The following is a 13148-nucleotide window of genomic DNA, read 5'->3' on the forward strand; positions in this document are numbered from 1 at the left end:
CGTCAGCTGAACGCCTGTTCTGCGTGGTAGGAGCTGCGCGAGAGCGGGCTCGAGACGACTTGACGGAAACCTTTGCTTTGGCCGAGGACGCGCAAGCGATCGAATTTCTCCGGCGTCACGAACTCTTCGACGAGTAGATGCCGTTTCGTCGGCTGTAAATACTGGCCGAGCGTGAAGATGTCGACGCCGGCCTCGCGTGCATCATCCATCGCCTGCTCAATCTCGTTGTCGTTTTCTCCGAGTCCGAGCATCAGCGATGTTTTCGTGTAACGAACTTTTTCGCTTTGTTTCGCGTGTCGCAAGATTGCTAGCGATTGTTCGTAGGTTGCGCGGCGGTCCCGAACCTTTTTCTGCAGGCGGCGAACGGTTTCCAAATTGTGGGCGAGCACTTCGGGCTGCGCTTCGAGTACAATGTCGAGCGCGGCAAGGTCGCCCGCGAAATCGCCGGTCAAGCACTCAACCTTCGCGTCTGGCGCGATCTTGCGAATCATGCGCACGGTGTTGGCGAAGATCGACGCACCACCGTCGGCGAGGTCGTCGCGATCGACCGCGGTCAGCACTAAGTACTTCCAGCCCATCTCGGCGACGGCTTCGGCGACACGCTTGGGCTCGAGCCAATCGACTTCGCCGCGCGGATTTCCGGTTTTTACCGCGCAGAAGTGACAGCCGCGCGTGCATGTATCACCGAGGATCATGATCGTCGCAGTCCCGGCGCCCCAGCACTCTGCGAGGTTCGGACAACGCGCTTCTTGGCACACGGTGTGCAAATCGAGACGCTTGACCTTGCCGAGGACGTTTTCGTATTGCTCGCCCGAAGGCAAGCGTACTTTCAACCACGGCGGCTTGCGTAAAGTCTCCACCATCGTCTATGAGGCTTTCCGACGGTCTTCGGTTTCTCGCTCTCCTTCGACTCCGTTCGCTTCGCTCGGGATGACACCGGTGACAAAAGTAACATCAAACACGCGGGAAAGCTCTTCGAGCAAGACGGTTTTCGCTTCGTCGTAGGAGACGAGCCGGCCGGTCTCGTGGCTAAGGGACGTGATCCCGCGGTCGATGAGGCCGCATGGATTGATCATGCGATCGTAATCGAGTACGGTCGACGCGTTCAGCGCAAGGCCGTGCAGCGACGTCATCTTCTGAACCGCGAGACCGATCGCGCAGATGCAGTTGTTGCCGACCCATGCGCCGGCGTGCGCGCTCCAACGCTCCGCGGTAACACCGTAGCGGGCACAGGCGCCGATCGCGGCTTCTTCGAGCTTGCGCACCAGCGGAACGATCTCGCGGAAGCGCGGAAGCCGCATGATCGGATAGATCACCACTTGCCCCGGACCATGATACGTTACGTCGCCGCCTCGCTCGATCTCGTGTACTTCGACACCTCGGGCGAGCAGCGTCTCGCGCGGAACGAGCAAACTGTTCGTCTTTCCCTGGCGTCCGATCGTAACCACGGGAGCGTGCTCGACCGCAATCCAAACGTCGCGTTCGCCGGCGGCAACTTCAGCGTGCAGTGCGCGCTGAAGCTCCCATGTCTCTGCGTACGACCGGCGTCCGAGATCGAGAAGAAGAGCGGTCCCGATGGCAGTCAGACCCCGACAGGTGTCTTCGGTTTTGGATTGAGGATGTGAATCGCTTTGCCGTGGATCGCTTCTGCGGCGTCCAGGATCGATTCGGTCAGCGTCGGGTGCGGATGGATTGAAAGCCCGATATCTTCGATGGTCGAGCCCATTTCAAGCGCTATGATGCCTTCACCGATCAGCGATTCGGCTTGCGGTGCGACAATGTGCATACCGAGGAATTGATCGGTTTTCGCGTCGCCGATCAGCTTGATCATGCCGCCGTCGAGATCGTTCATCGTGCGTGCACGTCCGCTCGCGACGAGCGGGAACTTTCCGACTTTGATCTCGTGTCCGGCCGCCTTGGCCTCTTCCTCGGAAAGTCCGACCGTCGCGACTTCCGGATCCGTGTAAACGCAATTCGGAATTGCAACCGGATCGAACGCGGCCGACTTGTCGCCCGAGATCGCTTCGGCTGCGACGACGCCTTCTTTCATTGCTTTGTGGGCGAGAAGCGGACCACCGGTGATGTCGCCAATCGCGTAGATGCCGTCGACCGCCGTCTTACGGCGCGCATCGACCGGGATGAAACCCTTGTCGTTCGTCTTGAGGCCCGCCGCTTCGAGATTCAGTCCGTCGGTCACCGGCCGCCGTCCGACCGCAACCAAAACCATCTCGTACTCGCGCGTCTCGTCTTTTCCGCTGGTAAGCTCGCCGTTCAGCGTGGCTTTCACGCCTTTGCCGGTCTTCTCGATCGTCTTGACCGACGTGTTGAGCGCGATCTCTATCCCTTGCTTCTTCAGAATGCGCAGCAGCGTCTTGCCGATCTCGAGATCGGTGCCGGTCAGAATCTGCGGCAGCATTTCGACGACTTGCACTTGCGCCCCGAGCCGCTGATAGACGGTTGAGAATTCGAGACCGATGACGCCGCCGCCGACGATCAAGATCGACTTCGGAATTTTCTTCAGTTTTACGGCGTCGTCGGAGTTGATGATCGTCTCGCCGTCGCGCGGCCAAGCTTTGATGTCGACCGGTGCGCCGCCGGTCGCGATGACGATCGCCTGCGCGGTGTAGGTATCCGTGCCGCCTTCGCGCTTCTTGAGCTGCACTTTATTCTTGGAGACGAATGACGCTTCGCCGTACGCAAATTTCACGCCGTTGCCTTTGAAGAGCGTGTTCACGCCGCCGACGTTCGCCTTGACGACCTCTTGCGTGAATTTTTCAACGCCCTCGCGATCGACAGTCGGTTTTCCGACCTTGAGTCCAATCAGGTTCGCGTGCTCGATTTGCCGCGCGACCTCACTGACGTGCAGCAGCGCTTTGGTGGGAATGCAGCCCAAATTCAAACAAACGCCGCCGACCTCGTCACGGTCGAAGCACACGACGTTCTTTCCGAGCTGCGCGAGCCGAATCGCGGCGTGATAGCCGCCGGGCCCGGCACCGATGACGATTGCGTCGACGGTCTGGTCAGCCAAGGTAAGTTGTCTCCTCTTCTATCTGTATGAGCGGCGCGAGCGCACGGGCGGTTTCGAATGTTGCCACGAATTGGATGGCAGTGCGAACGATTGGATGGGGTGAGATCGCGGCCAAACTCGACCGCGATAGTATTGTTCCGATCTACCGTCAGATTTACGAGCACCTGCGCGAGCAAATTTTGGCTGGCGTCCTTCCCGAGTCGACCCGGCTGCCGCCGGAGCGGACGCTGGCCCAGCTGCTGGGCGTCAACCGCTCGACAATCGTCCATTCGTACCGCGACCTCGCCGCCGACGGTCTCATCGAGCAGCGGGTGGGTTCCGGCTCGCGCGTCGCATCGCCGCTTCCCGTTGCCCCCGCCGATCGGCACGCGTCGGTCCCTTGGTGGGTGACGCTGCCCTCGTGGCGGGTCGGCGAGTTTCCGGCCATCCTCGGGGAACTGGCCGCGTCGCCGGAAGCGCTCTCGGACGGGCATCGCCGGATTGCGTTCGTACAGGGCGTCCCCCCGGCGACACCCTCGCCGCTCCCCGATCTTTCTGCGTCGTTCGCGCGGGTCGGCGGCAACGTCGACTTCGTGCTCTCGTACGGGAACAGTGAAGGCTACATTCCGCTGCGTGCCGCGATCGCGCGCCGGATGCAAAAGCGTGGATGCGCGCTCCAAGAGCGCGACGTCTTGATTCTCACGGGATCGACGCAAGGGATCACCCTCGTCGCGCAAAGCCTCGCCGAACCCGGTGATGAGATTATCGTCGAAGCACCGACCTATCCCGGCGCGCTGCAGATTTTTCAGATCGCAGGCTTGCGCGCGATTCCGGTTGCCGTCGACGACGAAGGCATGCGCGTCGATCACGTCGAGGCGATCTTGCGCACGCGCCGTCCACGCTTCATTTACACGATGCCGTCGATGCACAATCCGACCGGCGCGACGATGAATGAAGATCGCCGCGAGCGGCTCGTCACGCTGGCACAGCGCGCCGGTGTACCGATCGTCGAAGACGATCCGTATGGCGAGCTTGCGACGGTCGCGCGTGAACCGCTCGTCGCAAAGAATGCGGAGTACGTCGTCTACATCAGCTCGTTTTCGAAAACGATCGCACCCTCGCTGCGCTTGGGCTGGCTGACGGCGCCGCGCACGATCTTCGAGCGGCTGCTGCTGCGCAAGCAATCCATCGACATGGCATCGAGCATGTACATGCAAGCCGGCGTGCACGATTACTTGGAGGGTCCGTACGATCAGCATTTGCTCGCACTGCGCGATGAGCTGGCGCTGCGGCGACGCATTGCAGACGACGCCGTTTCGCAGTTCTGGCCGCGGACGGTTCGCGTTTGGCCGGCGCATGGAGGATTCTATTTGTGGGCGACCACGCCGCGCGAGATCCGGACGCGCTCGCTGCTGGACGATTCGGAGCGGCACGGCGCGTCGTTCTTGTTCGGCGAAGCGTTTTTTCCCGGTGCCGGCGGGGACCACAGTCTGCGTCTCGCACTGACGCCCGTGTCGCGCGACGAAATCGCAGAAGGGATCAAGCGCATCGGTGCAGCGCTCGCCTAATACCGAGCTTCTCGACTGGTACGGCATTCACGGGCGTGCGACGTTGCCATGGCGCACGACGCGCGACCCATATCGCGTGGTCGTCAGCGAATTCATGCTGCAGCAAACGCAAGTCGAGCGTGTCGTCGCAGCGTATCAACGCTTTATCGATTTCTATCCGACCTTTGAAGCTTTGGCGAGCGCAGCGCGCGCCGACATCGTTCGTGCATGGAAAGGCCTCGGCTACAACATGCGTGCCGTTCGTTTGCACGAGCTGGCGTGTGCGGTCGTCAGTCAATACGCTGGGGCGATGCCGTCCGGCGTCGAGCAGCTCCGCGCGCTGCCGGGAATCGGCCCGTACACGGCTGCAGCCATCCGCGCGTTTGCGTTCGAGATCGACGATGTCGCGGTCGACGTCAATCTGCGGCGCGTCGTCCATCGCCTCCGATTCGGTCTCGAGCATCCACCCAAGGCGAGCGCGAACGAAATTGACGGCGCGGCACGCGCGCTTTTGCCTGGTGGGCGCGCGCACGACTGGAACTCGGCAATGATGGATCTGGGCGCCACGATCTGCACGGCGCGTGTGCCGAAATGCATGCAGTGCCCGGTGCGGCCCGCTTGCGCTGCTGCACCGCACGGAGAGGCTGAGATTGCGCGCAGCGCGCAATTGCGGCTCGCGGCGAAACGCCAAGGTCCGCAAGCGAAGCTGCCGTTTCTGAAAACACGCCGCTACGTCCGCGGCCGGATCCTCGATCAGCTGCGTGCGCTCGAGCCTGGAGGCGTGCTGCGCCCTGCAGATTTGGTCGCACGTGTCGAGCTCACGCGCGGCTACTCGTTCGACGAAATCGTCGACGGCATGGAACGCGACGGTCTCGTTGTGCGCGACCTTGGCGGCATAAGACTTCGTTAGAACTGCACGCCGAGAGAGGGGGAGCCAGGACCTTTGCGAACCGCGCAACCTATGCGTCTTAACCGAACCGGGATTTTTGTAAGCCTGATCGTGGCCGCGCTGGCGATTTCGCTGGCGTCGTGCGGCGGCGGCGGATCGACGACCCCCAATACCACCGGGACTGCAAGCATCCGGTTCATCAATGGCTCACCCGACGCCGGCAACATCGACGTGTTGGTAAACGGCAAAGTGGTCGCGAGCAATGTTGCGTATGCTCAGGTCAGCGCGTATACGTCGCTGACGGTCGGGACGCAGCCTCTTCCGCAAGTCGCATTCGTCAAAACCGGGACGACAACCAATCTCTTTCCGGCGAACGGCACGACCCCGCAGACATTTCAACTCGGTGCAGCGGCCAACTCGAAGGTAACGGTCGTCCTCGAAGGTCGCGCGACGCTGATTGGTTCGCTTGGACTTCAAGTAGGTGCGTTCATCGAACCGACCATAACGACGCCGACTAGTGAATACAGCGTTGTCTTCCATCATGCGTCTCCGGCCGCGGCGGCTGCATCGCCGTTCGGTATATACGTGGGAGATATTGAACTCGGGAGTGCGCCGCTGTACTTGGTCTATGGCACCATGTCGTTCGGAACGACGAACGGGACGACGGCGTCGTTTGTCGGCGTTACCAGCCAACCGGCATTCGTTGGTCCTCCGGGCATCGGGTTTTGGGCCGGTCCCGTAATCACCGCGACGGCGACGCCGATCCCGATTAGCTCGAGCTCCGCATCACCGACGCCGAGTCCGTCGCCTACAGCAGCCCCGATTCCGTCACCGACGGTGTACGCAGCGACGGTTCCCGGGCCGCCGATCAATATTCCGGCGCCTTCAAACGATCAGTTCCCGGTGAGCGGCGTTGACTCGGCTAACGTGAATCAGTCGATGCCGGATGGCAGCAACAACGAGTTGTTTCTATACCTGATCGATTCGACGAGCTCGCCGACCGGCTCCCAAATGCTGGGCACGTTTACGAACTAGGTCGACCAACTAGGAAGATCGGAGTAACGTTCTTCCTTCCACGGATCGGCGTTGTTGTTGTAACCGCGGACTTCCCAAAAACCACGCTCGTCGTGATCGAGAAACTCGAGCCCGTGTAGCCATTTGGCGCTCTTCCAAAAGTACTTCTTTGGGACGAGCATTCGGACCGGGCCGCCATGCACCGGTTCGATCGGCTTTCCGTCGTACTCGTAAGCGATCATCACGTCGTCGTCGAGCATGACCGAAAGTGGAAGATTCGTCGTATAGTCGTTGTCGGCGTGTTGGATCACGTGCGTGACGCCGGACTTAAGCTGTGCGCGCTTCATGATCTCAGAGAACGGCGCGCCTTTCCAAGCCGTGTTTTTCTTCGACCAGCGCGTGACGCAGTGGATGTCGCCGGTCCACGTCATGGACGGCATTGCCTGCAGCTCGTCCCACGAAAGTTCGAACGAGTTTTCGACCAAACCAAAGAAACGCAGACGCCAGATTTTCGGATCGATCTGCGGGACGTCGCCGACGTGCAGGACGGGGAAGCCGGTCGTAAGCGTCTGGCCTGGCGGGACGGTCGGGTCTTGCTTGAGGAACGGCATCACCGCATTATAACAGTTGTGCCCAGCATACCGTTTCCAAAGCGGAAAGTGCCGCTCGACGTCGCGCGCAAGGAGCTCGAGATCCTCGAGAAGGCCTACCCCGAAGCTGCTACCGCGCTCGACTACGACAACGTCTTCAACCTCTTGATCGCGGTCATTCTCTCGGCGCAGACGACCGACGCCGGCGTCAATCGCGTGACGCCATTTCTGTTCGAGAAATACCCGACGCCGCAAGCCCTCGCGAGCGCGAAGCTCGCAGACGTCGAGAAGATCATCAAGCCGACCGGCTTCTTCCGAACCAAAAGCAAGAGCATCGTCAACGCAGCCAAGGCGCTCGTCGCGAACTTCGGCGGCGAAGTGCCGAAGGATCGCGAGAGCCTCGAGTCGCTGCCCGGCGTCGGGCGCAAGACGGCCAACGTCGTCATGTCGGTCGCGTTCGGCGAAGCGGCGATTGCCGTCGACACGCACGTCTTTCGCGTCTCACACCGGCTCGGACTGACGCTCGGGAAAAATCCGCGCGAGGTCGAGGAAGATTTGGTCAAGATCGTCTCTCCCAAGAAGCAACCTCACGTCAGCCATTGGCTTATCTTGCACGGCCGCGCGATCTGCAAAGCGCCATGGCCGAAGTGCGAGGAGTGCCCGGTCGTTAAGCTCTGTCCGACGCCGCCGATTCGCGCGCGGACATTAAAGAAAAAGGAGCGTAGCCGATAGGCTACACTCCTTCGAATGAGTCCGTTTTACTGAAAAAATCTACTTCTTTTTCTTGGCCATCTTTTTCTTGGCCATCTTTTTCTTGGCTGGCATGTAGCAGGCACCCCCCTCCGTGCGATGTTACCGGCTGAAATACCGGCGTCGCACTCGACTAACGAAGGTCGAGGCCGGGAAGTTTCTACCCCCGGGGGGCCTGTCCTTTGCCGACCATTTTCCGGGAGATGACGATCCGCTGGATCTGCTGCGTGCCCTCGTAGATCTGCGTGATCTTGGCGTCGCGCATCATTCGTTCGACCGGGTACTCCGTTGAGTAGCCGAACCCGCCAAGGATTTGGACCGCATCGGTGGTCACGCTCATGGCGACGTCGCCGCATTTGAGCTTGGCCATCGCGGCGAATTCGGTCGTATCCGGCGCGTCCTCGTCGCACTTGCGGGCTGCTTCGTAGAGCAGCAGGCGCGCCGACTCAACTTCGGTGCGCATGTCGGCAAGCATGAACTGAATGCCCTGCTGCTGCGCGATCGGCTTACCGAACGCGATCCGCTCTTTGGCGTACTGTGTTGCGTAGTCGAGCGCGCCTTGCGCGATGCCGAGCGCTTGCGCGGCGATTCCGGGACGCGACTTGTCGAGGACCTTCATTGCGATCTTGAAGCCTTCACCCTCGACGCCAAGTAAGTTCGCGGCCGGTACACGGCAATCAACGAAGTTGAGCTCTACCGTCGGCGAGCCGCGAATTCCCATTTTTTTCTCTAGTTTGCCTACATTGAATCCCGGCATGCCTTTCTCGACGAGAAAAGCGCTGATGCCACTCGGGCCTTTGCTCGGATCGGTGATCGCGAAAACGGTGACGACGTCGGCGACGCCGCCTTGCGTAATCCAAATCTTGGCGCCATTGAGAACGAATGCGTCGCCGTCACGCCTCGCGGTCGAGCGCATCGAGCCGGCTGCATCCGAGCCGCTGCCGACTTCGGTGAGTGCGTAAGCGCACAGCGACTCGCCGCTGGCGAGTTTCGGAATGAAGCGCCGCTTTTGTTCGTCGCTGCCGCCGATCATGATCGGTAACGTACCGAGCTCTTGCACCGCGATGATCAACGCGCTCGATGCGCACGCTTTGGCAACTTCCTCGACGACCTTGACATAGGTGACGAAGGAGCTGCCGACGCCGCCATATTCGGACGGAAACGGGACGCCGAGCAAATCGTTTTGCGCGAACAGTTCTTTGATATCCCACGGAAACTCGCCGCGCTCGTCGATCTCGGCGGCGCGCGGTGCGACGCGCTCGGCGACGAGCGTACGCACCATATCGAGGATCATTGCCTCTTCGTCGGAGTCGTATTTCGGCGGTGCAACAGCCATAGCCGTGTGCGTTTCGCGCAGCCTTCGGAGGCGACCTATCCCCCCTAGAGAAGTCACGCCGCGTGAGCGTCCCCACGCAGTCCCTCTATCGCTGGGAGCCGAGCAAGGAGCAGATTCGCGACGCGAATCTAACGCAGCTGCTGGCGCGCATGGACGTCGATTCGTATCCCGCGTTGCTCGAAGCGATCGCGCGTGACATTCGTCCGTTCAATCAGACGATGGTCGACATTCTCGATCTGCACTGGGATCGGACGTGGGACGAGCTGCTGGATCTTTCGCATGGAAAGTCATTCGCGCGCTGGTTCGTCGGTGCCGAATACAACGCGGCCGGGAACTGTCTCGATCGCTGGATCGCGCGCGGCAGCGGAGAGCAACGCGCAATCATATGGGAAGGCGAAGACGGCACGATTCGCACGCTCAGCTATGCGGAGCTGCGCGGCGCGGTCGCGCGGCTAGGCGGTACGATGCGCGCGCTCGGCGTACGCAAGGGCGACACGGTCGGCATCTTCATGCCGCTCATCCCTGAAACGGCGATTGCATTGCTAGCAATCGCGTACATCGGAGCAGTTGCGGTTCCGGCATTTTCGGGTTATGGTCCGCAAGCGCTCGCGACGCGTTTGGCAGACGCAAATGCGAAGATTCTCCTGACGGTCGACGGCGTCTCGCGACGGGGCAAGCCCGTAGCCATGAAAACCGTCGCCGATGAGGCGCTCGCCGGCGCGCCGAGCGTCGAGCACGTGCTCGTCTATCGCCGCGCCAACATCGACGTCCCGATGCAGAGCGGCCGCGACTTGGATTGGGAGACGGCCGTCGATTCCCACGATCCCGTTCTCACGTACGAGCGAACGGATGCGAACGATCAAATGATGCTGCTCTACACGAGCGGCAGCACCGGAAAGCCGAAGGGTGTCGTGCACGTACACGCCGGTTTTCCGCTCAAAGCGATGATCGACGCCTGGTTGTGCACAGACTTGCGCGCAGGCGATCGGATTCTGTGGTTTACCGACATCGGCTGGATGATGGGGCCGTGGTTGATCTTCTCTGCGCTCGGCATCGGAGCGACCGCCGTACTGTATGAAGGGACGCCCGACTATCCGAAACCGGATCGGTTGTGGAGCGTCTGCGAATCACATGGCGTGACGCATTTGGGGATTGCGCCGACCGCGATCCGCTCGCTGATGGTGCACGGTGCGGAACCGGTGCGCGCGCACGATCTTTCGCGCATGCGCATCCTGGCAAGTTCCGGTGAGCCGTGGAATACCGAACCGTGGAAATGGTTCGCCCACGTCGTCGGCAGCGATCGTCTTCCAATCATCAACTATTCGGGTGGAACGGAAATAGCTGGCGGAATCGTCGGTTGTTTTCCAACGATGCCGCTCGTCCCTAACTCATTTCATGGACCGATTCCCGGCATGGTAGCGGATGTCTATGACGCGGACGGTAAACCCCTGCGCGGCGACGTCGGGGAATTGGTGGTTACGGAACCTTGGCCTGGCATGACGCAATCGTTTTGGGGCGGCACCGCGACTGAGCGCGACGACGTACGTTACCTCGCATCGTATTGGCAGCGTTTTCCGCGTACGTGGGTGCACGGTGATTGGTGCGTCATTGAACCGGACGGCTATTGGTATATTCGCGGGCGCAGCGACGATACGATCAATGTAGCGGGAAAGCGAGTCGGCCCCGCGGAGTTCGAAAGTGCTCTCGTCTCCGATGCGCGCGTGCGCGAAGCTGCCGCGATTGCTGTCCCCGACGACATCAAGGGCGATGTCGTCGTTTGCCTCGTGGTTTCGAAACGCCGTGAAGATGAAGGCGAGACCATGCGCTCGGAACTGATGGGCGTGATCGAGCGCGTGATGGGAAAATCGTTGCGGCCCAAGTCGATTGTGTTTGTCGACGATCTTCCGAAAACACGCAATCTCAAGGTGATGCGCCGCGTCGCGCGGGCTCGGTACCTTGGACTCGATTTGGGCGACCTCTCCGCTTTGGAAAACGTCGCCGCCCTGGACGCGATTGACGCCAGGCGCTGAAAACGTGGTTGACACTCCTTTCGCCGAAATCGAGCATCAACACGCCGTCCAGTTTTATGACTCGGACGAACGCGCGTTGATTTCGAACGTCGTCCGGTACCTCGCCGACGGCTACCGTAAGGGCGGCAGCCTTTGTGTTATCGCAATGGCGCGGCACCGTGTAGCCTTCATCGCGGGCTTGGAAGCGCTCGGCATCGATGCTCAGCGAGCGATCGATGACGGCCAATTCGTTTGCCTCGATGCAGAAGAAATGCTAAGTAGCTTCATGGTGCACGGCTATCCGGATGCATTGTTGTTTGGGGAAACGTGCGGTGCCGTAGTACGTGCCTGCATGGACCGAGCCAAAGGCCGCGGTGTGCGTGCATACGGCGAGATGGTCGATCTTTTATGGCGCGCGGGCAAATCGCCGGCTGCCGTGCGTCTCGAACAGCTTTGGGACGAGTTGCACGCGAAGTCCGACGGCTTCACGCTTTTTTGCAGCTATCAAATCTATGTGTTCGGTCACGAATTCCACTGGGGAGCAGTCGACGGCGTGCTCTGCGCGCATTCGACCGTTATCCCGTCGGGGAACGACGACCGGCTGCACCAGTCGATATCAAACGCCATGGCGCGCGTGCTTGGCGTCGATCGAACCGCGGAAATTTTGCCCGAAGTCCTGTGCGGGGCGCCGCGCAAATGGGCGGCGGTGCCGCGCGGCGAGACCATGATCCTTCAGCTGCGCAAAGCGCTCCCCGACCAGGCCGGTGATGTCCTCGCGTTGGCCCGGAACTACTATCTCGAACAAGTAGGTTAGGCCGAGCTAGGAATCCTAGGTAGGCGTGCCTAATGCGCCGCTTACGGAGGACCAATGTTTCGCCGACTTGCTTTAGGTGTGGCCCTGGTTGGGCTCTTGATCGTGGCTGGTTTACGCTCGCGGCCGGTCGTCGCCGTTCCGATATTTGCTCATCAGTACGGCGTCACGTGCGAAAAGTGCCACTCCGTCATTCCGCACCTGAACGCTTTCGGGAACGCCTTCATGGCCAACGGCTACCGGATCCCTGGCGTGAAACCGGGCCCGGCATTTCCGATCTCGGCCAAGACGAATATGGTCGCATCGAGTGAGGTTCAGGGCGACGGTCTTCCAAAAGATATCGTTGACGAAGTCGAGACCTTCACTGCGGGTGCCGTCGGCAACCGCGCGAGCTATCTCGTCGAGCAATATGTCGTGGACGGAGGCATGCCGGGGCTCACTCGCGACGCGTGGGTCATCGATCGCGTCAATCCGTGGAGCGCGCGGATCCCGGTTTTTGCGCAAGCCGGATCGTTCACGCTGCCGGTGCCGGTCGATCCGGAGACATTCCGCGATTCCTATCAAGGTTACGCCGTCATGGAGCAGACGGTCGGCAACAATCCGTTCAACTTTTTTGATCCGAAGATCGGTATTCGTGCGAGCGTCGGCGATACGACGCGCGGCTTGAGCGGCCAAGTCTTCGTCGGACAAGGGCACGACCGGCAAAGTTCTATTCCGTCGTACGGAAACGATTGGATGGGCGTCGCGCAAGATACGCTTGGTCCCGTAACGGTCACCACGTATCGCTATTCCGGGACGCGTCCGCTCGTCGATGGAGACATCAATCGATTCCAGCGCACTGGATTCGCAGCCGTCTACAACGATTTCTCGCACTGGGAATGGGATAACCTGATCCAGACGGGCTGGGACGCGAACTGTAACCAACTCTTTCATGTAGGTTGCGCATCGAGCGGTGGCCTCACGCAGCTGCGTTATATGTTCGACCGCAGACTTTTCGCCGAAGGGCGCTACGAAGGCACCGACTCGCCGTCTCTCACGCCTGGTCCGGGTTCGCCGAACGGCGGATTCTATCGCGACGGCGTGCTGATGCTCGGTTACGGCACCGGTGAAAACTCGCGCATAACGCTCGAGAACGTTATCTCGAATTCCGCGCCGACGCACGTGTGGAATCTCCAATTTACGATCGGCATCTGAT

At 60.8% G+C, this 13148-nt stretch carries 12 protein-coding genes; 7 read left to right on the forward strand and 5 right to left on the reverse strand.

Annotated elements, in window-relative coordinates; genetic code table 11:
* Nucleotides 1–2 precede the first annotated feature (2 nt).
* The 3 genes from lipA to lpdA are packed head-to-tail and all read right to left on the reverse strand — an operon-like array spanning nucleotide 3 to nucleotide 3028.
* Nucleotides 3–863: a lipoyl synthase gene (gene lipA, locus VGG22_00830; protein ID HEY1726904.1), complete on the reverse strand. Its 861-nt coding sequence runs from the start codon at nucleotides 861–863 to the stop codon at nucleotides 3–5.
* A 3-nt stretch (nucleotides 864–866) separates the two neighbouring features.
* Nucleotides 867–1667 (reverse strand): lipoyl(octanoyl) transferase LipB, encoded by an 801-nt coding sequence (lipB, locus tag VGG22_00835; protein ID HEY1726905.1) that lies wholly within the window; start codon nucleotides 1665–1667, stop codon nucleotides 867–869.
* Complete coding sequence (gene lpdA, locus VGG22_00840; protein HEY1726906.1) at nucleotides 1583–3028, reverse strand: dihydrolipoyl dehydrogenase; 1446 nt, start codon at nucleotides 3026–3028, stop codon at nucleotides 1583–1585. The genes lipB and lpdA overlap by 85 nt, the downstream gene beginning before the upstream one ends.
* A gap of 80 nt (nucleotides 3029–3108) precedes the next feature.
* Here lpdA and VGG22_00845 point away from each other — a divergent pair, with 80 nt between their 5' ends.
* From VGG22_00845 to VGG22_00855, 3 genes are read left to right on the forward strand one after another with little or no spacing between them, the layout of a single operon-like run.
* On the forward strand, nucleotides 3109–4575 hold the full coding sequence (locus VGG22_00845) for a PLP-dependent aminotransferase family protein (GenBank protein HEY1726907.1): 1467 nt from the start codon (nucleotides 3109–3111) through the stop codon (nucleotides 4573–4575).
* On the forward strand, nucleotides 4559–5464 hold the full coding sequence (locus tag VGG22_00850; GenBank protein ID HEY1726908.1) for a hypothetical protein: 906 nt from the start codon (nucleotides 4559–4561) through the stop codon (nucleotides 5462–5464). The genes VGG22_00845 and VGG22_00850 overlap by 17 nt, the downstream gene beginning before the upstream one ends.
* A 51-nt stretch (nucleotides 5465–5515) precedes the next feature.
* On the forward strand, nucleotides 5516–6478 hold the full coding sequence (locus tag VGG22_00855) for a DUF4397 domain-containing protein (protein ID HEY1726909.1): 963 nt from the start codon (nucleotides 5516–5518) through the stop codon (nucleotides 6476–6478).
* On the opposite strand, the gene VGG22_00860 is transcribed toward VGG22_00855, so the two are convergent.
* Nucleotides 6475–7068 carry a sulfite oxidase-like oxidoreductase gene (locus tag VGG22_00860; GenBank protein ID HEY1726910.1) on the reverse strand — a complete coding sequence of 198 codons (594 nt, stop codon included), beginning with the start codon at nucleotides 7066–7068 and terminating at the stop codon, nucleotides 6475–6477. The genes VGG22_00855 and VGG22_00860 overlap by 4 nt on opposite strands.
* A 48-nt stretch (nucleotides 7069–7116) precedes the next feature.
* Between VGG22_00860 and nth the strand changes: the two genes are divergently transcribed.
* Entirely contained in the window at nucleotides 7117–7779 is a 663-nt protein-coding gene (gene nth, locus VGG22_00865) for an endonuclease III (GenBank protein ID HEY1726911.1), read from the forward strand.
* A 178-nt stretch (nucleotides 7780–7957) separates the two neighbouring features.
* On the opposite strand, the gene VGG22_00870 is transcribed toward nth, so the two are convergent.
* Nucleotides 7958–9133 carry an acyl-CoA dehydrogenase family protein gene (locus tag VGG22_00870; protein ID HEY1726912.1) on the reverse strand — a complete coding sequence of 392 codons (1176 nt, stop codon included), beginning with the start codon at nucleotides 9131–9133 and terminating at the stop codon, nucleotides 7958–7960.
* Nucleotides 9134–9195: 62 nt separating this feature from the next.
* On the opposite strand from VGG22_00870, the gene VGG22_00875 reads away from it, so the two are divergent.
* Genes VGG22_00875 through VGG22_00885 form a run of 3 tightly spaced genes read left to right on the forward strand, consistent with a single transcriptional unit; the run spans nucleotide 9196 to nucleotide 13147 of the window.
* Nucleotides 9196–11163, forward strand: a complete 1968-nt coding sequence (locus VGG22_00875; GenBank protein HEY1726913.1) for an AMP-binding protein — start codon at nucleotides 9196–9198, stop codon at nucleotides 11161–11163.
* A gap of 4 nt (nucleotides 11164–11167) precedes the next feature.
* Nucleotides 11168–11956, forward strand: coding sequence for an MEDS domain-containing protein (locus VGG22_00880; GenBank protein ID HEY1726914.1), 789 nt, complete (start codon nucleotides 11168–11170; stop codon nucleotides 11954–11956).
* A gap of 54 nt (nucleotides 11957–12010) precedes the next feature.
* The gene (locus tag VGG22_00885; protein ID HEY1726915.1) at nucleotides 12011–13147 is read left to right on the forward strand and encodes a hypothetical protein; all 1137 of its coding nucleotides are present in this window, start codon (nucleotides 12011–12013) and stop codon (nucleotides 13145–13147) included.
* Nucleotide 13148 lies beyond the last annotated feature (1 nt).

The organism is Candidatus Baltobacteraceae bacterium, assembly GCA_036489885.1.
Lineage (GTDB): Bacteria > Vulcanimicrobiota > Vulcanimicrobiia > Vulcanimicrobiales > Vulcanimicrobiaceae > JAFAMS01.

Coding starts and splice junctions, on each gene's coding strand:
- lipA (HEY1726904.1), bottom strand. CDS start 863: ATGGTGGAGACTTTACGCAAGCCGCCGTGGTTGAAAGTACGCTTGCCT.
- VGG22_00855 (HEY1726909.1), top strand. CDS start 5,516: ATGCGTCTTAACCGAACCGGGATTTTTGTAAGCCTGATCGTGGCCGCG.
- VGG22_00860 (HEY1726910.1), bottom strand. CDS start 7,068: ATGCCGTTCCTCAAGCAAGACCCGACCGTCCCGCCAGGCCAGACGCTT.
- VGG22_00870 (HEY1726912.1), bottom strand. CDS start 9,133: ATGGCTGTTGCACCGCCGAAATACGACTCCGACGAAGAGGCAATGATC.
- VGG22_00885 (HEY1726915.1), top strand. CDS start 12,011: ATGTTTCGCCGACTTGCTTTAGGTGTGGCCCTGGTTGGGCTCTTGATC.